Origin of the sequence: Microbacterium sp. NPDC080005, from assembly GCF_040702445.1 — a bacterium.
GTDB classification, from domain to species: Bacteria; Actinomycetota; Actinomycetes; order Actinomycetales; family Microbacteriaceae; genus Microbacterium; species Microbacterium oleivorans_D.
Genome location: NZ_JBFBLD010000003.1, coordinates 131,191 through 151,917 on the forward strand (window position 1 = coordinate 131,191; position 20,727 = coordinate 151,917).

Below are 20,727 nucleotides of genomic sequence, written 5' to 3' on the forward strand. Positions count from 1 at the left end.
ATGGCGGGGTCCGACAACTGGTCGCAGCCGGTCTCTCCCGAGACGTCGGCGGGGCTCGGCGCGGTGACGCAGGCCCGCTCCAACAAGCTGCGCTCGCGTCACGTGACGATGATCACCCTCGGCGGGATCATCGGGGCGAGCCTGTTCGTCGGGTCCGGAAACGTGATCCGCGAGGTCGGACCGGCCGCGATCGTGTCGTACCTCATCGGCGGCCTGCTCGTCTTCTTCGCGATGCGGATGCTCGGCGAGATGGCGGCGTCGCGCCCCGCCATCGGGTCTTTCATGGAGTACGCGCGCGTCGGACTCGGTGACTGGGCCGCCTATCTCGTCGGCTGGCTGTACTGGTACTTCTGGGTCGGCGTGCTCGCCTATGAGGCCGTGCTCGGCGGCGAGACCCTGCACACCTGGCTCCCCGCGCTGCCGTCGTGGGCGTGGTCGCTGATCCTCATCGCGATCTTCGTGGGCACGAACGTCATCTCGGTGCGGACCTTCGGCGAGGTCGAGTTCTGGCTCGCCAGCATCAAGGTGCTCGCGATCGTCGTCTTCCTGGGCGCCGGCATCCTCTTCGCCCTCGGGCTCTGGCCGGATGCGACGTTCGCGGTGCCGAACCTCTGGGAGCACGGCGGGTTCGCTCCCAACGGCATCGGCGTCGCCTTCACCGGCGTCGCGCTCGTGATCTTCTCGTACTTCGGCACCGAGATCGCCGTCATGGCCTCGGCCGAGTCCGTCGACCCGGCCAAGGGGATCCGGCAGGCCACGAGCACGATCATCTGGCGGATCCTCCTCTTCTTCGTGGGGTCCGTCCTGGTCATCGTCACCGTCGTCCCGTGGGACGAGCTGCCCGTGCCGACGGACGTCGCCAACGCGCCCTTCACGATCGCGCTGTCCCGCTTCGGCATCCCCTTCGCCGACGTGATCATGCAGCTGGTCATCTTCACCGCCGTGATCTCGGTGCTCAACTCCGGCCTGTACTCGGCCTCGCGCATGTTCGCCGCGCTCGCCGACAAGGGGTTCGCCCCGAAGGTGGTGGCCCGCCGCTCGCGGACAGGTGTGCCGGTGTTCGCCCTCTTCGCGTCGACGATCGGCGGGCTGATCGCGACGCTCGTGAACTTCGTCGCGCCGAGCTCGGGCATCTTCGACTTCATCATGAACTCGGCGGGTCTGGTCGCCCTGTTCGTCTACGTCTTCATCGCTCTCACGCAGATGCGGCTGCGGCAGAAGATGACGCCCGACGAGGTCGCCGCGTTGAAGCTCAAGGTGTGGCTGCACCCGTGGCTGAACATCCTGCTCATCGCCGCGATCGCGGCCGTGGTCGCCATCATGCTGACGACCGAGTCCGGCCGCGCCCAGGTGTGGACCAGCCTCATCGCGACCGCCGTCCTGCTCGTGTTCTGGCCGCTCGTGCGGCGCAACCTCCGTCGCCGGCCCGACCACGCGCCGACGAACACCTCGCTGACGAAGGAGTCGTGAATGACTGAGATCACCCGTGACGTCGTGATCGTGGGAGCGGGCGCCGCCGGGCTCACCGCCGCGAACGAACTGCGCAAGGCCGGCCTGTCCGTCGCCGTGCTCGAGGCGCGCGAACGCGTCGGCGGGCGCCTGTGGACCGACGTCATCGATGGCGCGATGCTCGAGCTCGGCGGCCAGTGGGTCTCGCCCGACCAGGACGCCCTCATCGACACCGTCGCCGAACTCGGCCTCGAGACCTTCAGCCGCTACCGCGAGGGCGACAGCGTCTACGTCGGGCCCGACGGCACCGTCTCCCGCTTCACGGGGGAGATGTTCCCCGTGAGCCCCGAGACCGAGCGGACGATCGACGAGATCACCCGGCGACTCGACGCGATGGTCGCCGAGATCGACCCCGACCGGCCGTACGCGCATCCGAAGGCCGCCGAGTGGGACACCATCACGTGGGACGCGTGGCTGCGCCAGCAGAGCGACGACGACGAGGCGGTGCGCAACCTCGCCTTCGCGACCGGGTCGGCGATGCTCACCAAGCCGACGCACGCGTTCTCGCTTCTGCAGTCCCTCCTCATGGCCGCCAGTGCGGGCAGCTACTCGCACCTCGTCGACGCGGACTTCATCCTCGACAAGCGTGTCGTGGGGGGCCTCCAGCAGGTGCCGGTCCTCCTCGCCGAGCGCCTCGGCGACGACGTCCTCCTGAACCGTCCGGTGCGCACGCTCGAGTGGTCGGATGCCGGTGTCACGGTGCACGCCGAAGGACTCACCGTCCGCGCCCGCAGCGCGATCCTCGCGCTCGCGCCCGTGCTCTACGACCGGATCTCGTTCGTCCCCCCGATGCCGCGCCTGCAGCACCAGATGCACCAGCACATCTCGATGGGCTTCGTCATCAAGGTGCACGCGGTCTACGAGACGCCGTTCTGGCGTGAGAAGGGGCTCTCGGGCACGGCGTTCAGCCCGTACGAGATCTGCCACGAGGCGTACGACAACACGAACCACGAGGACCCCCGCGGCACCCTCGTCGGCTTCGTCTCGGACCGGAACGCGGACGACATGTTCCGGCTCAGCGCCGAGGAGCGCAAGGAGCGCATCCTCGAGTCCCTGTCGCACTACTACGGCCCCGAGGCGAAGGACCCGGTCGTCTACTACGAGAGCGACTGGGGCACCGAGGAGTGGACCCGCGGCGCGTACGCGGCGAGCTTCGACATGGGCGGACTCCACCGGTACGGCGCGGATGTGCGCACGCCCGTCGGTCCGATCCACTTCGCCTGCAGCGACATCGCCGGCGCCGGCTACCAGCACGTCGACGGGGCGATCCGCATGGGCCGCCTCGCCGCCCGGAACATCCTCGCGGACGGCCGGGTATGAGCGGCCGCATCGTCGTCGGGTACACCGCGACGAAAGCCGGCCGCGACGCGGTCGCGGTCGCGGGTGGTCTGGCCGCGGCATCCGGCGCGGAACTCGACATCGTGCTCGTCCTGCCGGGCGAGGGACGCAGCGTCATCACCCCGCCCGACGCCGCGTACGACCGGTACCTGCTCGGCCAGGCCGAGTCCTGGCTCGCCGAGGCCACCGCCGGCATCCCGGCGGGCGTCGTGCACCGGGAGCACGCGCGGTACGCCGACTCGTTCGCCGAGGGCCTCGTCGAGGCCGCCGACGAGTTCGGCGCCTCACACCTCGTGGTGGGCGCGGCCGACGGGGGAGCGCGCGGTCGTCACCGGCTCGGGTCGACCACCAGCCAGCTCCTGCACTCGTCCGACGTCCCGGTCGTCCTGGTGCCGCGCGGTGCCCGCAAACGGGTGACGGATGCCGGTGTGCCGCGACTCACCGTCGCGGTCGGCACGCGGGCCGGTGCCGACGTCCTCCTCGAGGAGGCGGTCGCGCTCGCGACGGCCACGGGGGCGTCGCTGCGGCTCGTCTCGCTCGTCACGGTCGACCTGCCGCCGTCGGTCGACACCGGCGTCATCCGCCTCGCTGGAGCCGCCCACGCCGAGAAGGTCCTGGACGACGTGCTCGCCGCGATCCCCGATGGCGTCCGGGCCGACATCGTGACGGCGAAGGGCGACAGCATCGAGGACGCTGTCTCGCACCTCGACTGGCTGCCGGGCGAGCTGATCCTCGTCGGTTCGAGCCGCCTGGCCCAGCCGCGTCGCCTCTTCCTGGGTTCCGTCGCGGCGAAGCTGCTGAGCGAGATCCCGGTCCCGATGGTCGTCGTGCCCCGCACCCGCACCCCCGAACAGTCCCGCTGACCCGAAGGAGCTCGACGATGAGCCAGCACGCCGCAGAGAAGATCCCCGGGGCCACAGACGCCGCGATCTCCGCCAAGGGCCTGAGCGCCGGAACGGTGGGCCTGGTCGGAGCCGTCGTGATCGGCGTCTCCACGATCGCCCCCGCCTACACGCTCACCGCCTCCCTGGGACCCACGGTCTCCGCTGTGGGTGTCCAGGTCCCCGCCGTGATCCTCGTCGGGTTCATCCCGATGCTGCTCGTCGCTCTGGGGTACCGCGAGCTGAATCGGGTGATGCCCGACTCCGGCACGAGCTTCACGTGGGGTGTCCGCGCCTTCGGCCCGTGGATCGGCTGGATGACGGGATGGGGGCTGATCGCCGCCACCGTCATCGTGTTGTCGAACCTCGCCGGGATCGCGGTCGAGTTCCTCTTCCTGCTGATCGCACAGATCACCGGGAACGAGGCCATCGCCGACCTCGCCTTCAACCCGTTCATCAACGTCGGTGTGTGTCTCCTGTTCCTTGTGGGCGCCACGCTCGTGTCCTACCGCGACATGCAGACCACGCAGAAGTTCCAGTACGTCCTCGTCGGATTCCAGGTCGTCGTGCTGGTCCTGTTCGCCGTCGCCGCTTTCGTGAAGAGCTTCAGCGGAGACGGCATCGACCACCTCGCCTTCGACTGGTCGTGGGTCAACCCGTTCGAGGTGTCGAGCTTCAGCGCCTTCGCCGCGGGGATCTCGCTGTCGATCTTCATCTTCTGGGGCTGGGACGTCGTCCTCACGATGAACGAGGAGACGAAGGACCCCGACCGGACGCCTGGCCGCGCCGCGATGGTGACGGTCGTCGTCGTGATGGCGCTGTACCTCGCGCTGTCGGTCAGTCTGATGATGTTCGCCGGCGTCGGCACCGGGGAGCTCGGGCTCGGCAACGAGGACATCTCGGCGAACGTCTTCTTCGCCCTGTCGGGCCCGGTGCTCGGGCCCCTGGCGTTCCTCGTCTCGCTGGCGGTGCTGTCGAGCTCAGCGGCATCCCTCCAGTCGACGGCGGTCGGACCGGCGCGCACGCTGCTCGCCATGGGGCATTACGGCGCCCTGCCGCGGCGGTTCGCCGCCGTCAGCCCGCGGTTCTTCACACCCGGGTTCGCGACGGTCGTGTCCTCCGTCGTCGCCGCCGTGTTCTACGCGGTGATGAGGCTCCTCAGCGAGAACGTCCTCACCGACACGATCCTGTCCCTCGGGATGATGATCTGCTTCTACTACGGGCTGACCGCGTTCGCGTGCGTCTGGTACTTCCGCAGGCAGTGGTTCGATTCCGTCCGGTCCTTCCTGTTCACGCTCGTGTCGCCGCTCGTGGGCGGGGTGATCCTCGCCGTCATCTTCGTCACGACGCTCATCGACTCGATGGACCCGGCCTACGGATCCGGTTCCGAGGTGTTCGGGGTGGGACTGGTCTTCATCCTCGGCATGCTGATCATCGTCGTGGGCATCCTCACCATGATCTGGCAGTCCGTTCGCCGTCCGGCGTTCTTCCGCGGGCAGACGCTCACGATGGACGCACCCCCCAGCGCGCGGAAGCTGCGCGCAGAAAGCGAGAACATCCGATGACCTCCCGCGAGTCCGAGCTCCTCTCCGCCGTCCCGAACCAGCTCTTCATCGGGGGCCAGTGGGTGGATGCCGAGGAGGGCAAGACGCTCGACGTCTTCGACCCGTCGACGGGAGAGGTGATCCGCCGCATCGCGGACGCCTCGCCGTCCGACGGCATCCGCGCCCTCGACGCGGCCGTCGCCGCGCAGGAGGCGTGGGCGGCGACCGCCCCGCGGGAGCGCAGCGAGATCCTGCGTCGCGCCTTCGATCTCGTCCAGGCGCGGAAGGAGGATCTCGCGCTGCTCATGACGCTCGAGATGGGCAAGCCCCTCGCGGAGTCGCGCGGCGAGGTCGCCTACGGCGGCGAGTTCCTCCGCTGGTTCAGCGAGGAGGCGGTGCGGATCACCGGGCGCTACGGGATGAATCCCGAGGGCACCGGGCGGATGGTCGTCTCGCAGCGGCCCGTCGGTCCCTCCTTCTTCATCACCCCGTGGAACTTCCCGCTCGCGATGGCGACCCGCAAGATCGCCCCGGCGCTCGCCGCGGGCTGCACCGTCGTGATCAAGCCGGCGGAGCTCACGCCGCTCACCACTCTCTTCTTCGCGCAGCTGCTCGCGGAGGCGGGGGTGCCCGCCGGTGTCGTCAACGTCATCACGACCGCGTCGTCGAGCTCGGTCTCGGCGCCGATCATCGCCGACCTGCGGCTGCGGAAACTTTCCTTCACGGGCTCGACCCCCGTGGGCCAGAAGCTCATCGCACAGGCGGCCGAAGGAGTCCTCCGCGTCTCGATGGAGCTCGGCGGCAACGCGCCGTTCGTCGTGTTCGAGGACGCCGACCTCGACAAGGCCGTCGACGGCGCAATGCTCGCGAAGTTCCGCAACATCGGTCAGGCGTGCACGGCGGCCAATCGCTTCATCGTGCACGAGGCGGTCGCTGCCGAGTTCTCCCGGCGCATCGCCGAGCGTGTGAGCGACATGACCATCGGCCGGGGCACCGAGGACGGCGTGCAGATCGGCCCGCTCATCGACGACCGTGCGGTCGCGAAGGCGACCGAGCTCGTGGGCGATGCCGTCGCGCGCGGCGCCCGCATCCTCGCCGGGGGCAACGCCCTCGAGGGGCCGGGCACGTTCTACGAGCCGACGGTCGTCGAAGGCGTCGTGCCCGGCAGCGCGATCCTGCGCGAGGAGATCTTCGGACCGGTCCTCGCCATCACCACCTTCGCCGATGAGGACGAGGCCGTACGCCTCGCCAACGACACCGAGTACGGCCTGGTCTCCTACGTCTTCACGCAGGACCTCGCCCGCGGCCACCGGATGATCGACCGGCTCGAGACCGGCATGATGGGGCTGAACGTCGGGGTCGTCTCGAACGCCGCCGCGCCGTTCGGCGGTGTCAAGCAGTCCGGCATGGGTCGCGAAGGCGGCCTCGAAGGCATCCACGAATACCTGAACGTGAAGTACACCCTGATCCCCGCGTGAGCGGGACGAAGAGGAGCATCATGAGCGATTACGCCGTCATCGACCCCGCCACGGGGCAGACCCACGCCACCTACCCGACCGCGACCGCCGACGAGGTGGAGAGCGCACTCGCGCGTGCGGACGAGACTGCCCGCGGATGGGGGCGCACCTCCACCCCCGCCGAGCGCGCCGACCTGCTGCGCCGCGTCGCGCAGCTGCACCGCGAGCGTCGCGAGGAGCTCGCGAAGATCATCGTCCGCGAGATGGGCAAGCAGATCGACGGGGCGCTCGGCGAGGTCGACTTCGCCGCCGACATCACCGAGTACTACGCCGACCACATCGACGAGATCACCGCCGACACACCCGTCCCCATCGACGGCGACGGCACCGCCGTCATCCGCAAGACGCCCCTGGGCGTGCTCCTCGGTGTCATGCCGTGGAACTTCCCCTACTACCAGGTCGCCCGCTTCGCGGCGCCGAACCTGGCGCTCGGCAACACGATCCTCCTGAAGCACGCGCCGCAGTGCCCCGAGTCGGCAGCCGCCATCGAGGCGATGTACCGTGACGCGGGCTTCCCCGAGGGGGCGTACACCAACGTCTACCTGACGAACGAGCAGGCCGCCGACGTCATCGCGGACCCGCGGCTGCAGGGGGCCTCGGTGACCGGCTCGGAGCGTGCCGGTGCCGCCGTCGCCGAGGTCGCCGGACGGAACCTCAAGAAGGTCGCGCTGGAGCTCGGCGGGTCGGACCCGTTCATCGTGCTCTCCGCCGACGACATCGACGCCGTCGCACAGGCGGCGGTCGACGCTCGTCTGGACAACACCGGCCAGTCGTGCAACGCGGCCAAGCGCTTCATCGTCGTCGACGGCCTGTACGACGCGTTCGTCGAGGCGTTCACGGCCAAGATGTCGGCGGCGAGCGTCGGCGACCCGTGGAGCTCCGACACCGTCCTCGGGCCGCTGTCCTCGGTCGCCGCCGCCGAGCGTCTCGAGAAGCAGATCCAGGATGCCGCGGCCCAGGGCGCGACGATCGTCACCGGAGGCACCCGTGACGGCGCGTTCTTCGCGCCGACCGTGCTCACCGGCGTCACGCCCGAGATGGACGTCTACCGTGAGGAGCTGTTCGGTCCCGCAGGCGTCGTCTACCGGGTCGCCGACGAGGACGAGGCGGTCCGCCTCGCCAACGACACCCCCTTCGGGCTGGGGTCGTACGTCTACACGACCGACCCCGAGCAGGCGACGCGCGTCGCCGACAAGATCGAGGCAGGGATGGTCTACGTCAACCTGGTCCTCGCCGACGAGCCGGGGCTGCCCTTCGGTGGCATCAAGCGCAGCGGCACGGGCCGCGAGATGGGGCTGCTGGCGGCGGACGAGTTCGTCAACAAAAAGCTCATCCGCGTCGGCTGACGGGACGACGAGGGGGCGGTATCCGATCGGATGCCGCCCCCTCGTCGTGCGTCTCAGATCGAGACCGTCGCGCGGATCTCCGCTGCGTCGGCGTGGCGTCCCAGGCTCTCGTAGACGTCGCCGAGCTCGAGTGCCGCCTGCTGGCGGACGGGCTCGTTCTCCCCGGCGTGGTCGAGGGCCGAGCGGTACGCCGCCACCGCATCGGCGGGCCTCTCCGCGCCGACGAGGAGCCGGGCAGCCAGCAGTTCCGAGCCGGCGCCGGACGGCGCATCACCTGCGTGGGCGAACGCGTCCGCCGCCTGCAGAGCGGTGGCCACCGCCACGTCGGTCTCGCCCCGGGAGGCGAACAGCCGCGCGCGCGTGTCGAGCACATCGGCGACGTACCAGTGTGCGTCGTTCGCGCGACCGAGGGCGAGCGACTCGTCGACGACGGCGACGGCGTCCTCGTCTCCGCGCTGCATCTTGGCCTGTGCGAGCAGGTGCAGGGCCTCGGCGAGAAGCCCCACCTGGTCCTCGCTGCCCCGGATCAGGCTGATCGCGGTGTCGAACGCGAGCACGGCGTCGTCGAACTCGGCGAAGTTGCCGAGGTGCCGCCCCTGCTGCACGAGCGCGTGCGCCTGCCCCTCGGCCTCACCGGCCTCCTCGTGCAGGTCGGCGGCGAATCCCCACGCGCCGACGGCGTTGCCGTAGTCGCCCGCGCCCTCGTAGGCGCGGGCGATCAGGCCGACGGTGATCGCCCGGGACCCTGCGGGGACCTCGGCTGCCGTCTCCTCCTGCAGCACCTCGTGGAGCGCGTCGGTCGCCTCCTGGGGCATGTCCGCCGCGATGAGCGCGCGCCCGAGCCGGTAGCGCGCATCGGCGGTCGGCGCGCCGGCGGACTCGAACCGCTCTGCTGCGGACCGATACCGTCCGGCGGCGAGGGAGGCCGCTCCGGCGTCTTCGTGCAGCGCACCGGCGAGCAGGAACGCCTCGCCCACGCGCAGGTCGTCGGCGCCGAGCGAGAGCAGCAGCCGCACGGCCTCGTCGGCGTCCGCGGCACCCGCCTCGAACTGCTCGGCGACGCCGCGCAGGCGCGCCCGCGACGCGAGCGTCCGTGCGCGGCGGCCGTCGCTCAGGGGTGCGGCCAACAGGTCGGCCGCCAGTTCCCGTGCGTCGTCGAACTGGGAAGCGGATGCTGCGGCATCCACTTCGAGCAGCCGCACACCCTGCTCACGGGACTCGTCGCCGGCCTCGGCGAACAGCAGGGCGGCCGTGCGGGCGTGCTCGCGGGCGTCGGCGAAGGCGCCCTCGTACATCCGTGCCACGGCGAGCGTCTGGAGCAGGTCCGCGCGCACCTCCGGGGGTGCGGCCTGTGCCGCGCCGACCTCGTCCTGCAGGAGCGCGCCCGCCTCGGCGAGATCCTTCCCGAACAGGAGCAGACCGAGGCGCTCCTCGAGATCGGCCTGGGCGGCGTGTCCGGCCGCGCGCAGCGCGGCGATCCGCTGCGGGAGGAACGCCTCCGCCTCGTCGATACGCTCGGTCGCGACGAGGCCGCCGAGCAGGTGCGACGACAGCCTCACGCGCTCGGCGGGCGCGGCATCCGTCAGCAGCTCGGTCAACGGCTGGAGGGCGGCGGACGATCCCGCGTGCGCGAGGGCGACGGCGCGCTCGAGTCGCTCCTCTCGCGTGACGGCGGGGGCGGGAGTCGCCACGGACGAGAAGTCGTGCGTGCGGATCGGGACGTCGTAGCGCTCCGCACCGGTCTCTCGCAGCCGCTCGAGGGTGCGGGTGTGGGCGTCGGTGCCGTTGCGGCGATCGAAGGCCGCCGCGATCGACGCCGCCGCCGCCCAGGCCGCAGCGGCGAGCTCGTCGACCCGCCACGGCCCGTCGTGCGTCCCGAACACCGGCGCGAGCGCATCGGCGTCGGCGCCGCGGACGGTCAGATCCGGGTGGCCCGCCGCCCCGACGGCGTCGAGGGCGAGTGCGAACGACCCCAGCGCAGCGCCGTGCGCATCGGCGTTGAGGCCGTCGTGCACGAGCCAGGGGAGGTGCCGCTCGACGAGCGCGAGGGCGCGCGCCTCGTTGCCCGTCACCGCGCAGAACACGACGTTCTTGGCGACGATCGCGAGGTTGTCGGGGTTGTCCTTCGCGAGCCGGTAGCTCCGCAGGTGCGCGGTGCGGGCCTCGTCGAACATGCCGGCGCGCAGGTAGGGCAGGAGGATGCGCGAGAGCGCGTGCTCGGGCTCCTCGCCGCACGAGAAGCCGTTCTCGATCATCTCCCCGACGAGCCGGACGGCGTCGTCTTCCCGGCCGGTCTCGATGAAGAACCCGGCGAACTGGCTGCGCACGCACGCGTCGCAGTGGCTGTAGTCGTCGCGGGGGGTCGCCTCGAGCGTGCGCTGCAGCTCGGTCGCCTCGTCCATGCGGCCGGCGGCCCAGGCGTCCTCGAACCGCGCCATGAGCACGCCGCTCGGGCCGATGCCGGCGCGCTCGTAGTGCGCCTCCATGTCATCGAGCACCGCACCGATCTGCGCGGGGGAGAATTCCGGCGACCCGGCCAGGGCGCTCGCCATCCACTTGTACTGCCAGAGCAGGTCGCCCGCCGGCTCGACCGTCGCCGGGAAGCGCTCGGGATCGGCGTCGTGGTGGGCGAGGCACCACGCGAACGAGGTCAGCATGAGGTCGGTGTCGCCGCTCATGTTGGCGCTCGAGGTCTGCCGCAGGCGCGCCTCGTACTCCAGCCGATCGTCCCCGCTCTCCTGCGCGAGGGCGACCGCCTGCGCGACGAGAGCCTGCTCCTGCGGCCCCCACGGGGTGTTGTCGATCTCGTCGAAGAGGGAACGGATGCGGGTGGCGTAACCGGTCATGAGACTCCTTCGGTCGCGGGCGGTGCGTCGGCGGCGATCGCGCGGTCGACGAGTTCGGTCAGCGCCGTCGACATGAGGGCGCGGTCGTCCGGTCCCAGCGGATGATGGCCGGCCAGCAGCGACTGCACGTAGAGCAGCTGGACGCTCAGCTCGAACACCCGGCCGGGCGCGGTCGTCGCGAGCCTTCGGATCATGGGGTTGGTCCAGTTGAGGCACAGCCGCGCGGCGGGCTCGTCGACGCCTCGCCCCGCGGAGACGATGCTCGCCGCACGGTCCAGGACGCCACCCCACAGGGCGCCGCCGGCGCTCCGGGCGCGCCCGCGGTCGAGCGCGCGGAGCACCTCGGGGTCGGCGACGAACAGCCCCGGCAGCTCCGGCCGCTCGAAACTCCGGACGACGACGTCGACATCCGGCAGCGCACCCCGGGCGCGATCCTCGAGGCCGGTGGCGGTCGCGCGGTCATCGAGCGGCGGCAGGTCCAGCCGGTCGATCTCGCCGACGACGTCCACGCGCTCGACCTCGACGCCGGGGAACAGCTCGGGGATGCGGCGGACCAGGTCGGCGTCGTACAGGTACCCGCCGTTGACGAGGACACCACTCGATGCGGTCATGCTCGCCACCTGACGGAACTCGTCGACGGTCTCGGCGAAGCGGACGAGCGGGAACCGGCGCGCCACCTCCTCGATGCGCAGGCGCCCGGCGGTCGTCTCGACGGAGAGCCAGCGCACGATGAAACGCGCGAGCTCGTCGTCGTGGCGGACGAGGGATTTGAGGGCGACCTCGTGGATCGACACGAACTGCGAGAGTCGGACCGGATCCTGCAGTGCGAGCTCGAGGATCCAGCGACGAATCGCCTCGCCGATCTCCCGCCGCGTCTGCTCCAGCGCGTCGTCGTCGACCAGGGACTCGCGGCTGGCCGTCGGGTGCAGCGCCCCCGAGTCGACGACGGCACGTGCGAAGAACGCCCAGGCGGGGAGCAGGTCGTCGGCGCGCTCGGTCAGCAGCATCCGTCGCAGGTACACGCGGGTGCTCTGGCGGGCGCCCGGGGGAGGGGCGAAGGGCAGGACGAAGGCCACGCCACGGGTCTGCGTGCCCGGCACGTGCAGCGGGATGACGTCGAGCGGCTCCGCCCCGATCAGCTCGCGGCCGTAGCCGAGCTGACGTTCCAGGTCGCCGTCGAGGAAGGGTGCGCTCTCGGTCACGGTGGCCTCGCCGCCGCCGGGCAGATCGACGACGACGGTGTGCGGCAGGTATCGCCCGAACGTCTCGGCGAGCTCGAGCACCGTGCTCGTCCCGAGGAGCGAGCGCGTATCCGGTCGCGGGGTCAGGTGGACGCTCGTCCCGACGGGGACGTCACCGGTGTGCGGCGCGACGGTGAAGGTCCCGTCGGCGTGCCCGGTCCACTCGACGGCGTCACCGCCGGCGGCGCTGCGCGAGCGGATGACGATCGTGTCGCAGACCATGAAGCACGACAGCATCCCGATCCCGAACTGACCGAGGAAATCGCTGCGCGGGAGGTCGAAGATGTCGCGCTTCGAGCTGCGCCCCACCGTCGCGAGCAGATCGGCGACCTCGGCTCCGGTGAGTCCGACGCCGTCGTCCCGCAGGACGAACTCGGCCGACGCGTCGCTCACGGGGGTGATCCGGATGCGGCCCCCGCCGCCGTCGAGGCCGCGTCGGGCGGCGATCGCATCCACCGCGTTCTGCAGGAGTTCGCGCAGGAACACGCGCGGACTCGAGTAGATGTGTCGACTCAGGAGATCGATGACCCCCCGGAGGTCGACCTGGAACTGGTGGGCGGCGGAACTGTCGGTCACCGGGCTCCTCGAGATCGTTGATCGTGCGTGCGCCGGAACCCCCTCCGGCGCTGCCGCGACGCGACGGCCGAACAAGCCTAGCCATGCCGTTCGGCGGTCGCGTGGGAGTGCGTGCGTTCGCCACCCCGCAAGGCATGCCGTATGCTGGTGTGCGCAGTTGTCTGCATTCTTTTGCCGTGCCCATGGGTCGGACGGGATGCGGATCCCCGGGTCGCAAGACCTTAGGGCGGTAGCTCAATTGGCAGAGCAGCGGTCTCCAAAACCGCAGGTTGCAGGTTCGATTCCTGTCCGCCCTGCGCGTCAGCGTCAGCTGACTCGAACCGAGCAACAGGTGGGTTGAATGGTCCAGGATGAGCCGAACGGCGAGGTCGTCGCTGCCAGCAGCGGCGCCACCCGTGAGAAGAAGCTCAACTTCTTCCAGCGGATCGCCCTCTTCATCCGCCAGGTGATCGCCGAACTCCGCAAGGTCGTCACGCCGACCCGGCAGGAGCTCGTCAAGTTCACGCTCGTTGTCCTGGGATTCGTCGTCGTCGTGATGGCGATCGTGTACGGGCTCGACCTGCTCTTCACCTGGGTCACGGACATCGTCTTCGACGTGCCGAGCTGACGAACGGACGACCATCCGTCGCGGTGACGGACGGCATCCCGGATCATCCGGAGAATCCGCCGCCTCACCGCTGAACATCGAAGCCGAACCTGCAGGGAAGTGAATCACGTGACCGAAAGATATGTCGACGACGCCGACTGGTCGACCGCCGCGGAGCAGTCCAGCGAGGACGACGAGGCCCAGGAGGGCAACGTCCTGGCCGGCCAGGAGCGTTCCGCCGAGTCCGCCGAGCACGCCGCGCTGCACATCGAGGACGACGAATCCGCAGATGACGAGCCCACCGGAGAGGATGCCGTCGTGATCGAGGACCCTGAGGCCGACCGCATCGTGAACGACGCGCTCGAGATCGACCAGGCCGACGAGGCCGAGGCCGCAGCCGAGGTGCTCACCGAGTCGCTCGCCGACGAAGAGGCCGAGCGCGCCGCCGCCGCCGCCGACGAGGTCGCCCCCTACGACGGTCCGGAGCTCGGCGAGGACGAGGACGAGGACGAGACCCCCGAGGACCCGTACGAGGCGTTCCGTCAGGAGCTGCGCTCGCTCGAGGGCAAGTGGTACGTCATCCACTCCTACGCCGGTTTCGAGCGCAAGGTGAAGGCCAACATCGAGCAGCGCAAGTCGACGCTCGAGGTCGAGGACGACATCTATCAGGTCGAGGTCCCGATGGAGGACGTCGTCGAGATCAAGAACGGCCAGCGCAAGATGGTCAACCGCGTGCGGATCCCCGGCTACGTCCTGGTCCGCATGGAGCTCAACGAGGACACCTGGTCGGTCGTGCGTCACACGCCCGGTGTCACCGGCTTCGTCGGCAACGCCCACAACCCCACGCCCCTGCGCTTCGAAGAGGCCTTCAACATGCTGAAGCCCCTCGTCGAGGCCAAGGAGGTCGCCCCCGCCAAGGCCGGTGCCGCCAAGGGCTCCGCCACGCAGGCGCGCTCGGTCGTCACCGAGGTCGACTTCGAGATCGGTGAGACCATCACGATCAAGGAGGGCTCGTTCGCGGGCCTGCCCGGGTCGATCTCCGAGATCAAGCCCGAGAGCGGCAAGCTCACGGTCCTCGTCTCGCTCTTCGAGCGCGAGACCCCGGTCGAGCTCAGCTTCGACCAGGTCACCAAGCAGTAAGAGACGCGTCGCGAAGGCCCCGCTGCGGCGGGACCTTCGCCATTCGCCCGGGGATGCCGGATGCGGTAGACTCATGTGGTTTGTGTGTCGCTTCGTCGCGCGCACGGACACCACCACGACCCGGAACCGCCGGGACCGTGGGAGAACGGGGCATCCGTCCCGCTCGTGAAAGGAAGAGGAATGGCACCGAAGAAGAAGGTGACCGGCCTGATCAAGCTTCAGATCAACGCCGGTGCCGCCAACCCGGCGCCGCCGATCGGCCCCGCGCTCGGTCAGCATGGCGTCAACATCATGGAGTTCTGCAAGGCGTACAACGCCGCGACCGAGTCGCAGCGCGGCAACGTCATCCCCGTCGAGATCACCGTCTACGAGGACCGCAGCTTCACCTTCGTCCTGAAGACCCCGCCCGCCGCGGAGCTCATCAAGAAGGCCGCCGGCGTCGCCAAGGGTTCGAAGACCCCGCACACCGTCAAGGTCGCGAAGCTGACCAAGGACCAGGTCCGTCAGATCGCCGAGACCAAGATGCCCGACCTGAACGCGAACGACATCGAGGCCGCCTCGCTGATCATCGCCGGCACCGCCCGCTCCATGGGCATCACGGTCGAGGACTGAGGGGAAGATCATCATGGCTAAGTCCAAGGCTTACGAAGCAGCAGCGGCGAAGATCGACCGCTCCACGTTCTACTCCTCCGAGGAGGCTGTCGCCCTCGCGAAGGAGACCGGCTCCGCGAAGTTCGACTCGACCGTCGAGGTCGCGCTGAAGCTCGCCGTCGACCCGCGCAAGGCGGACCAGATGGTCCGTGGCACGGTCATCCTGCCCCACGGCACCGGCAAGACCGCCCGCGTCATCGTGTTCGCGACCGGTCCCGCCGCCGAAGCGGCCATCGCCGCAGGTGCGGACGAGGTCGGTGGCGCCGAGCTCATCGAGAAGGTCGCCGGTGGCTACACCGCGTTCGACTCGGCGGTCTCCACCCCCGAGCTCATGGGCCAGGTCGGTCGCCTCGGTAAGGTCCTCGGACCCCGCGGCCTCATGCCGAACCCCAAGACCGGCACCGTGACCCCCAACCCGGCCAAGGCCGTCGAGGAGATCAAGGGCGGAAAGATCGAGTTCCGTGTCGACAAGCACGCCAACGTCCACTTCGTGGTCGGCAAGGCGTCGTTCACGGCTGAGCAGCTCAACGAGAACTTCACCGCCGCTCTCGAAGAGATCGTGCGCCTGAAGCCCTCGAGCGCGAAGGGCCGTTACATCCAGAAGGGCGCCATCTCGACCACGTTCGGTCCCGGCATCCCGCTGGACGTCAACGCTCTCGTCTGAGGTCACTGACAGCAAGGGGCTCCACCTCCGGGTGGGGCCCCTTCGTCGTTCCCGGCATTGGTAACGTCGGGAGCGTGGCCGGTGATCTGCAGACGCTCCTGGGAATCGACGCCCCGATCGTGCTGGGTCCCTTCGGCGGACTCTCCTCGATCGCTCTGACGGCGAGTGTCAGCGAGGCGGGCGGCCTCGGCTCCTTCGGGCTGTACGGGTACTCCGGCGATCGCATCCGCGAGACAGCCGCCGCGCTGCGCGCCGCGACCGGCCGGCCCTTCGCCCTGAACCTCTGGCTGCCGACGGGGGACGAGGTGCGCCCCGACGAGGTCGACCTGACGGCGGCGCGCGACGCCGTCGCTCCGCTGTTCGAGGCAGCGGGTGCCGAGCTGCCGTCACTGCCCGCATCCTTCCTGCCCTCCTGGGAAGAACAGCTCGAGGCGGTGTGGGATGCCGCCCCTGCAGCGCTCAGCGTCGTCTTCGGCGTGCCCGCGCCGGGCGTCGTGGCCGAGGCGCACCGGCGTGGCATCCGCGTCCTCGGCACCGCGACGTCGGTCGCCGAGGCGGTGGCGTTGGCGGACGGTGGTGTCGACGCCGTGGTGGCGAGCGGTGCCGAGGCGGCCGGTCACCGGGTGAGCTTCCTGCGGCGCGCCGAGGAGTCGCTCGTGGGCACCTTCGCCCTCGTGCCGCAGGTCGTCGACGCCGTCGACGTCCCCGTCCTCGCGGCCGGAGGCGTCGCGGACCGCAGAGGCGTCGCCGCCGCCTTCGCGCTCGGCGCATCCGGGGTGCAGGTGGGGAGCGCCTTCCTGCGCACCCGGCAGTCGGCGGCGTCGGACGTGCACCGAGCGGCGCTGGCCTCGGCGACCGACACCGATACGGTGCTCACCCGGGCGATGAGCGGTCGCCTGGCCCGCGGCATCCCGAATCGGGCGGTGCACACGATCGAGCGCGCGGGGGCCATCGCCCCCTTCCCCGCGCAGAACTGGCTGACGGGAGCGTTCCGCTCCGCCGCCCCGCACGATCGCGACCTGGTGTCGCTGTGGGCCGGGCAGGCCGCCGGGCTGTCGCGGCAGGACGACGCGGCGGCGGTCTTCGCAGAGCTGGCGGCGGGGCTGCCGCGCTGACACAGTCCGTCACGCGGGGAAGATCTCACGGCTCCGCGTGTTGTACTGGGGGGTCGCGCCCGCCACCGCTGGTGCGCGACCGCCTTCCACCCCCTCACCAAGGAGTTCCATGTCCCGTCGTACCGCCGCTCTCGGAGCACTCGCCCTCAGCACCGTCCTGGCGCTGACCGCCTGCTCGACGAACTCGGGGCAGCCGGCCGCCGGTGGAGAGGACCTCGGACTCGCCGAGTCCGGCACGCTGACGGTCGCGACCGAGGGCACCTACCGTCCCTTCACCTACCACGACGAGACCGGCAAGCTCGTCGGCTACGACGTCGAGATCATCGAGGCGGTCGCCGAGAAGCTCGACCTGAAGGTCGAGTTCCAGGAGACGCAGTGGGACGGCATCTTCGCCGGTCTGGACGCCGGCCGTGTCGACGTCATCGCCAACCAGGTCTCCATCAACCCCGAGCGCGAGGAGAAGTACCTCTTCAGCGAGCCGTACACCGTCTCGCCGAGCGTCGTCGTGGTGCAGGAGGACGACGACTCGATCTCGAGCTTCGCCGATCTGAAGGGCAAGAAGACCGCGCAGTCGCTCACGAGCAACTTCTTCCAGCTCGCCGAGGAGGCCGGTGCCGACGTCACCCCCATCGAAGGATGGGCGCAGGCCGTCGAGCTGCTGCGTCAGGGCCGGGTCGACGCCACGGTCAACGACAAGCTGACGTTCCTCGACTACGAGAAGACCAACGGACCCACGGGCCTGAAGATCGCGGCCGAGACCGACCCCGCCCAGAGCGCCGTCGTCGCCACCAAAGACAAGACGGCCCTGATCGAGAAGATCGATGACGCGCTCGACGAGCTGCGCGAAGATGGAACCCTCGCGAAGATCAGCGAGACCTACTTCGGAGCCGACGTCACCGAGTGATTCCGGCCCCGGCGGGCTCGGCGTGGCGCTGTGAGGCGCCCGTCGAGCCCGTCGCCTGTTCTGCGAAAGGATGCCGGTGGACGCCGACACATGGCAGCTGGTCCTGAGCTCGTTCTGGCCGATGCTCGTCGCCGGGGTGACGGTGACCATCCCCCTCGCGGTCGTCTCGTTCGCGGTCGGTCTCGTGCTGGCGATCGCCGCGGCGCTGATGCGGATCTCGGGCAACCGGGTGCTGTCGGGCGTCGCCCGGTTCTACATCTCCGTCATCCGCGGCACACCGCTGCTCGTCCAGATCTTCGTCGTCTACTACGGTCTGCCGCAGATCGACATCCGCCTCGAGGCCTGGCCGGCCGCGGTGATCGCACTGTCGTTGAACGTCGGCGGGTACGCCGCCGAGGTCATCCGCGCTGCCATTCTCTCGGTCCCCAAGGGGCAGTGGGAGGCGGCCTTCACGGTCGGGCTGCCGCGGGCGACGGCGCTCCGCCGCATCATCCTGCCGCAGGCCGCCCGCGTGTCCGTCCCCCCGCTGTCGAACACGTTCATCTCGCTCGTGAAGGACACGTCGCTCGTCGCCCAGATCACGGTCGCCGAGTTGTTCCTCGCGGCGCAGCGCATCGCCGCGTTCAGCTCGGAGTTCCTCGTCGTCTACATCGAGGCCGCTGTCATCTACTGGCTCTTCTGCCTCGTCCTCTCCTTCGGTCAGGACCGCATCGAACGGAGGCTCGATCGCCGTGTCGCGCACTGATGCACCCCTCCTCAAGGTCACCGGGCTGCGCAAGTCCTTCGGTGACAACGTCGTCCTGGACGGCGTGGACTTCGCCGTGCGTCGCGGTCAGGTCGTCTGCCTCATCGGTCCCAGCGGTTCGGGCAAGACCACGGTGCTCCGCTGCCTCAACGGGCTCGAGGCCCCCGACGCCGGGGTGGTCAGCTTCTCCGACGGCCAGACGCACGACTTCGCCGAGTCGACCAAGGGGCGCGTGGCGAAGCGGCAGCGCGCCGCGCTGCGGGACCGCTCCGCGATGGTCTTCCAGCACCACAACCTGTTCCCGCACCTGACGGTCCTCGAGAACGTGATCGAGGGACCCGTGCACGCGCGGGGGATCGCGAAGGATGCGGCCGTCGCCGACGCCGAGCGGTTGCTCGCTCGCGTCGGACTGGCCGAGAAGCGGGATGCCTATCCGCACGAGCTGTCCGGCGGACAGCAGCAGCGGGTCGGCATCGTGCGGGCGCTGGCGCTCGCTCCCGAGGTCCTGCTTTTCGACGAGCCGACCAGCGCGCTCGATCCGGAGCTCGTGGGCGAGGTGCTCCTCGTGCTCAAGGAGCTCGCCGACGAGGGATGGACGATGGTCATCGTCACCCATGAGCTCGGCTTCGCACGGCAGGTCGCCGACGAGGTCGTCTTCTTCGACGGCGGGGTCATCGTCGAACGCGGCCACCCTCGTGATCTGTTCACGGCCCCGCAGAACGAGCGCACCCGGCGCTTCCTCGACCGGATCCTCCGGCCCCTCGAGGACTGACGCGTCAGGCGTCGCGGCGGATCTCGAAGTCCGCCTCGTCGTCCTGCGGCGTGACCTCGGTCAGGACGACGTCGTCGACGACACCCCCGCGCGGCCCCTTCGCCGCCCAGTCGACGACCGCCTCGACGGCAGCCGCGTCGCCCTGCACCTCGGCCTCGACCGTGCCGTTCGACAGGTTGCGCACCCATCCTGTGGCACCGGCCGCACGTGCGGTGTGCTGCATCGCGAACCGGAACCCGACGCCCTGGACGATGCCTCGGACGACGAGGCGGATGCGGCGCATCAGGCGTCCGCCACGCTCAGCACGACCTTGCCGCGCGTGTGCCCGAGTTCGAGCTCTCGGTGCGCGTCGGCCGCGTCGGCGAGGTCGAAGACCCGATCGATGTAGACCTGGACGGCACCCGAGTCCAGGAGGCGACCGAGCGTGGAGAGGGCGGAACCGTCGGGGACGGTCTTGTACGACGTGGCGCGCACGCCTGCCGCCGCTGCGGCATCCGCGTATCCGTCCCACGCCCCCGTGGGCACCATCACGTAGAGACCGCCGGGCCGCAGGACCGTCAGGGACCGCGTGCCGGTGTCGGCGTGGACGTTGCCCACGAGGTCGATGACGACGTCGACCTCGCCGACGACCTCTTCGAAGCGTGTGGTCGTGTAGTCGATCGCGACGGATGCCCCCAGCTCTCGCAGCCAGCCCAGGTTGCGCTCCGAGCCCGTCGCCGTCACGTGCGCCCCGAAATAGGCCGCCAGCTGGACGGCGAAGTGCCCCACGCCGCCCGCGCCGGCATGGATGAGGACGCGCTGGCCCTCGTGCGCATGAGCAGTCTCCACGACGAGTCCCCACGCGGTGAGGGCCGCGACCGGCACGCCCGCGGCCTCGACATGGGAGAGGGACGCAGGCTTGCGCGCCACCGACAGTGAGGGCACGACGACGTAGTCGGCGTAGCTCCCCCCGGAGCGCGGGAACGGCACCATGCCGAAGACAGGATCACCCGGCTGCAGGGGATGAGCCTCGAACGGGCTCGCGACCACGACACCGCTGAAGTCGAATCCGAGCGGGCTCGTCGTGGGATCGGTGACCAGCCCGTGGAGGCCGCGGCCGGCACGCGTCTTGGCGTCGATCGGGTTGATCCCGGCGGCGACGACGCGCACGAGCAGCTCGCTGAGGGCCGGTTTCGGCACGGGGAGCTCGGCGACGCGAAGCGCCTCCGCTCCGCCGGGAGTGTCGTAGACGATCCCCCGCATGAGGGGGGGAGGAGCGGTCACCTCGACGACCTCGCTCGCACTGGGGGCTGCGGATCGCAGCGGCCGGAATCGCATCGGCTGCTCCTTCTCACCTTCGCTCGACGGCGAGC

General features: G+C 70.2%; 18 protein-coding genes and 1 tRNA gene. 15 read left to right on the forward strand and 4 right to left on the reverse strand.

Going from position 1 to position 20,727, the window contains the following annotated elements; genetic code table 11:
- From AB0259_RS13890 to AB0259_RS13915, 6 genes are read left to right on the forward strand one after another with little or no spacing between them, the layout of a single operon-like run.
- Positions 1-1,470 carry an amino acid permease gene (locus tag AB0259_RS13890; RefSeq protein ID WP_366223085.1) on the forward strand — a complete coding sequence of 490 codons (1,470 nt, stop codon included), beginning with the start codon at positions 1-3 and terminating at the stop codon, positions 1,468-1,470.
- Positions 1,471-2,829, forward strand: a complete 1,359-nt coding sequence (locus tag AB0259_RS13895) for an NAD(P)/FAD-dependent oxidoreductase (RefSeq protein WP_366223086.1) — start codon at positions 1,471-1,473, stop codon at positions 2,827-2,829.
- A complete protein-coding gene (locus AB0259_RS13900; RefSeq protein WP_366223087.1) occupies positions 2,826-3,710 on the forward strand; it encodes a universal stress protein in 885 nt (294 codons plus the stop codon). Before AB0259_RS13895 ends, AB0259_RS13900 begins: the two co-directional genes overlap by 4 nt.
- 17 nt (positions 3,711-3,727) lie before the next feature.
- The gene (locus tag AB0259_RS13905) at positions 3,728-5,293 is read left to right on the forward strand and encodes an APC family permease (protein ID WP_366223088.1); all 1,566 of its coding nucleotides are present in this window, start codon (positions 3,728-3,730) and stop codon (positions 5,291-5,293) included.
- Positions 5,290-6,750 (forward strand): NAD-dependent succinate-semialdehyde dehydrogenase, encoded by a 1,461-nt coding sequence (locus AB0259_RS13910; RefSeq protein ID WP_366223089.1) that lies wholly within the window; start codon positions 5,290-5,292, stop codon positions 6,748-6,750. Before AB0259_RS13905 ends, AB0259_RS13910 begins: the two co-directional genes overlap by 4 nt.
- 20 nt (positions 6,751-6,770) lie before the next feature.
- Positions 6,771-8,135 (forward strand): NAD-dependent succinate-semialdehyde dehydrogenase, encoded by a 1,365-nt coding sequence (locus AB0259_RS13915; protein WP_366223090.1) that lies wholly within the window; start codon positions 6,771-6,773, stop codon positions 8,133-8,135.
- Positions 8,136-8,188: 53 nt separating this feature from the next.
- Here AB0259_RS13915 and AB0259_RS13920 read toward each other — a convergent pair whose 3' ends face one another.
- Both AB0259_RS13920 and AB0259_RS13925 read right to left on the reverse strand, forming a co-directional pair.
- Positions 8,189-10,981 (reverse strand): hypothetical protein, encoded by a 2,793-nt coding sequence (locus tag AB0259_RS13920; RefSeq protein WP_366223091.1) that lies wholly within the window; start codon positions 10,979-10,981, stop codon positions 8,189-8,191.
- Complete coding sequence (locus AB0259_RS13925) at positions 10,978-12,798, reverse strand: HSP90 family protein (RefSeq protein ID WP_366223092.1); 1,821 nt, start codon at positions 12,796-12,798, stop codon at positions 10,978-10,980. The genes AB0259_RS13920 and AB0259_RS13925 overlap by 4 nt, the downstream gene beginning before the upstream one ends.
- A gap of 223 nt (positions 12,799-13,021) precedes the next feature.
- Here AB0259_RS13925 and AB0259_RS13930 point away from each other — a divergent pair.
- From AB0259_RS13930 to AB0259_RS13970, 9 genes are all read left to right on the forward strand, one after another.
- Positions 13,022-13,094, forward strand: a tRNA-Trp gene (locus AB0259_RS13930).
- 44 nt (positions 13,095-13,138) lie between these two features.
- Positions 13,139-13,405 (forward strand): preprotein translocase subunit SecE, encoded by a 267-nt coding sequence (secE, locus tag AB0259_RS13935; RefSeq protein WP_064002978.1) that lies wholly within the window; start codon positions 13,139-13,141, stop codon positions 13,403-13,405.
- Positions 13,406-13,513: 108 nt separating this feature from the next.
- Positions 13,514-14,524 carry a transcription termination/antitermination protein NusG gene (gene nusG, locus AB0259_RS13940; RefSeq protein WP_251578842.1) on the forward strand — a complete coding sequence of 337 codons (1,011 nt, stop codon included), beginning with the start codon at positions 13,514-13,516 and terminating at the stop codon, positions 14,522-14,524.
- A 180-nt stretch (positions 14,525-14,704) separates the two neighbouring features.
- Positions 14,705-15,136, forward strand: a complete 432-nt coding sequence (gene rplK / locus AB0259_RS13945; RefSeq protein ID WP_064002980.1) for a 50S ribosomal protein L11 — start codon at positions 14,705-14,707, stop codon at positions 15,134-15,136.
- Between the two features lie 13 nt (positions 15,137-15,149).
- The gene (rplA, locus tag AB0259_RS13950; protein ID WP_064002981.1) at positions 15,150-15,839 is read left to right on the forward strand and encodes a 50S ribosomal protein L1; all 690 of its coding nucleotides are present in this window, start codon (positions 15,150-15,152) and stop codon (positions 15,837-15,839) included.
- Between the two features lie 74 nt (positions 15,840-15,913).
- Positions 15,914-16,954, forward strand: coding sequence for a nitronate monooxygenase (locus tag AB0259_RS13955; protein WP_366223093.1), 1,041 nt, complete (start codon positions 15,914-15,916; stop codon positions 16,952-16,954).
- A 109-nt stretch (positions 16,955-17,063) separates the two neighbouring features.
- A complete protein-coding gene (locus tag AB0259_RS13960; protein ID WP_251578846.1) occupies positions 17,064-17,858 on the forward strand; it encodes an amino acid ABC transporter substrate-binding protein in 795 nt (264 codons plus the stop codon).
- A 70-nt stretch (positions 17,859-17,928) separates the two neighbouring features.
- On the forward strand, positions 17,929-18,603 hold the full coding sequence (locus AB0259_RS13965) for an amino acid ABC transporter permease (RefSeq protein ID WP_251578848.1): 675 nt from the start codon (positions 17,929-17,931) through the stop codon (positions 18,601-18,603).
- Positions 18,590-19,375 carry an amino acid ABC transporter ATP-binding protein gene (locus AB0259_RS13970; protein ID WP_366223094.1) on the forward strand — a complete coding sequence of 262 codons (786 nt, stop codon included), beginning with the start codon at positions 18,590-18,592 and terminating at the stop codon, positions 19,373-19,375. Before AB0259_RS13965 ends, AB0259_RS13970 begins: the two co-directional genes overlap by 14 nt.
- A 4-nt stretch (positions 19,376-19,379) precedes the next feature.
- Here AB0259_RS13970 and AB0259_RS13975 read toward each other — a convergent pair whose 3' ends face one another.
- Positions 19,380-19,658, reverse strand: a complete 279-nt coding sequence (locus AB0259_RS13975) for an acylphosphatase (protein ID WP_251578852.1) — start codon at positions 19,656-19,658, stop codon at positions 19,380-19,382.
- Entirely contained in the window at positions 19,658-20,692 is a 1,035-nt protein-coding gene (locus AB0259_RS13980) for an NADP-dependent oxidoreductase (RefSeq protein ID WP_251578854.1), read from the reverse strand. Before AB0259_RS13980 ends, AB0259_RS13975 begins: the two co-directional genes overlap by 1 nt.
- Positions 20,693-20,727: the final 35 nt, after the last annotated feature.

Coding starts and splice junctions, on each gene's coding strand:
- AB0259_RS13890 (WP_366223085.1), top strand. CDS start 1: ATGGCGGGGTCCGACAACTGGTCGCAGCCGGTCTCTCCCGAGACGTCG.
- AB0259_RS13895 (WP_366223086.1), top strand. CDS start 1,471: ATGACTGAGATCACCCGTGACGTCGTGATCGTGGGAGCGGGCGCCGCC.
- AB0259_RS13900 (WP_366223087.1), top strand. CDS start 2,826: ATGAGCGGCCGCATCGTCGTCGGGTACACCGCGACGAAAGCCGGCCGC.
- AB0259_RS13905 (WP_366223088.1), top strand. CDS start 3,728: ATGAGCCAGCACGCCGCAGAGAAGATCCCCGGGGCCACAGACGCCGCG.
- AB0259_RS13910 (WP_366223089.1), top strand. CDS start 5,290: ATGACCTCCCGCGAGTCCGAGCTCCTCTCCGCCGTCCCGAACCAGCTC.
- AB0259_RS13915 (WP_366223090.1), top strand. CDS start 6,771: ATGAGCGATTACGCCGTCATCGACCCCGCCACGGGGCAGACCCACGCC.
- AB0259_RS13920 (WP_366223091.1), bottom strand. CDS start 10,981: ATGACCGGTTACGCCACCCGCATCCGTTCCCTCTTCGACGAGATCGAC.
- secE (WP_064002978.1), top strand. CDS start 13,139: ATGGTCCAGGATGAGCCGAACGGCGAGGTCGTCGCTGCCAGCAGCGGC.
- rplK (WP_064002980.1), top strand. CDS start 14,705: ATGGCACCGAAGAAGAAGGTGACCGGCCTGATCAAGCTTCAGATCAAC.
- rplA (WP_064002981.1), top strand. CDS start 15,150: ATGGCTAAGTCCAAGGCTTACGAAGCAGCAGCGGCGAAGATCGACCGC.
- AB0259_RS13960 (WP_251578846.1), top strand. CDS start 17,064: ATGTCCCGTCGTACCGCCGCTCTCGGAGCACTCGCCCTCAGCACCGTC.
- AB0259_RS13965 (WP_251578848.1), top strand. CDS start 17,929: ATGCCGGTGGACGCCGACACATGGCAGCTGGTCCTGAGCTCGTTCTGG.
- AB0259_RS13975 (WP_251578852.1), bottom strand. CDS start 19,658: ATGCGCCGCATCCGCCTCGTCGTCCGAGGCATCGTCCAGGGCGTCGGG.
- AB0259_RS13980 (WP_251578854.1), bottom strand. CDS start 20,692: ATGCGATTCCGGCCGCTGCGATCCGCAGCCCCCAGTGCGAGCGAGGTC.